This is a genomic window from Indolivaga macrotermitis, assembly GCF_900128985.1.
GTDB lineage: Bacteria > Bacteroidota > Bacteroidia > Bacteroidales > Dysgonomonadaceae > Dysgonomonas_A > Dysgonomonas_A macrotermitis.
The window spans coordinates 1-1,202 of record NZ_FQUC01000047.1 but is presented as its reverse complement, the minus strand read 5'-3'; the positions used below and the strand labels follow the sequence as shown (position 1 = coordinate 1,202).

Genomic DNA, 1,202 nt, shown 5'->3' with positions numbered 1-1,202 from the left:
CCATATTGATAATTTTTTTTAAGATGTGTACTAATGCCCTCCGGCTAATTTTGACACAAAAGAAATTATATTTTTCAGAACCCGGTCCATTTCTTAGCCCGGTGGTAGCGTTTGTCCGGTCATGTCTTCCTTTTTTTATTTTGGGTGGCAAACCGGAAGGCCCGGAGGCTAAAAAATCAGGTAGCCGAAGGGCTAACCGGAAGGGAAGCCAGATGATAGATTTGCCATTCATCCACCCAGGAAGCCAATCATTCGGCTCTCCAACCGGAAGGCAAGAGAAGCAACAAGCCAGAGAGCCAAATGAATGGACGGATAATCAACAGATACATCAGCCGGCCGGACGTCCAAAATACCATTCAACCAGCCGGATGAATAATCAGCTAACCGGAAGACAAAGCAGAAGGCTAATCTGCCGGAAGGAGAATCAGCTAAAAGGCAAACCATTCAGCCGGTTGACCGGATAAATAGCCAATCAGCCAAAATATCAAATAATCAGCCAGCCGAACATCAGGCGCCTCTTCCGGCTCTCCGGTTGATTGATGAGTCAGCCTTTCAGCCATCCGGCTATTCAGATAAAATGGTTACATATAACTAATTACAGTTTCAAAGTCCTATTTATACAAAATAGAATCACCATTTATGCAACAATATATCCTGTAAATGATGTGTCCGTAAATGATTTCTGGTAACTATCCGAATCCGGTTGCATCTCTTAGAAAAAATGTACATGTCTGCTTGGAAGTGGTAGCGTTTGTCCGGTCATGTCCACCCCCGGGTATTCCAATAGCCCATATCTTTGCACCAACGGAAATAATTCCACCCTGTACAGGTATATGTGATTGTTTTCATGCAATTGGACAGGCTCCGGATGCCTGTCTTTTCCCTGTCGGCATACCGCGTCCTTTTCTTAGCCGGAGGCTATCCCATTCCGGCTAAAATGACAAATCCGCCCTGCGCGGATTTTAAATGTCGTCAGACATTAGCAAGATGTGTTTTGAGTACACTCAAAACGTTTTAAGTGCCTTAAAACCATCTTGCCCCGCTCACCTGAAATCGGGGGAGAATCTTGCGCCGAAGTTGCAAGATTTTGTAAATATTCGTATGAATGAATGACCTGCTGTTACCGCAGGCTTAGTAAAAACAAAATGGCCTGTGGCCACGCTAATTATCCATTTAATTATCCAGATTATGAAACAAAAGAA

Annotated in this window: 1 protein-coding gene; it reads left to right on the top strand. The window is 43.9% G+C overall.

The annotated features are described in order from the left end of the window. On the top strand, positions 1–464 hold a 464-nt coding region (locus BUC12_RS20235), incomplete at its 5' end, for a hypothetical protein (protein ID WP_221407230.1). Between the last annotated feature and the right edge of the window lie 738 nt (positions 465–1,202).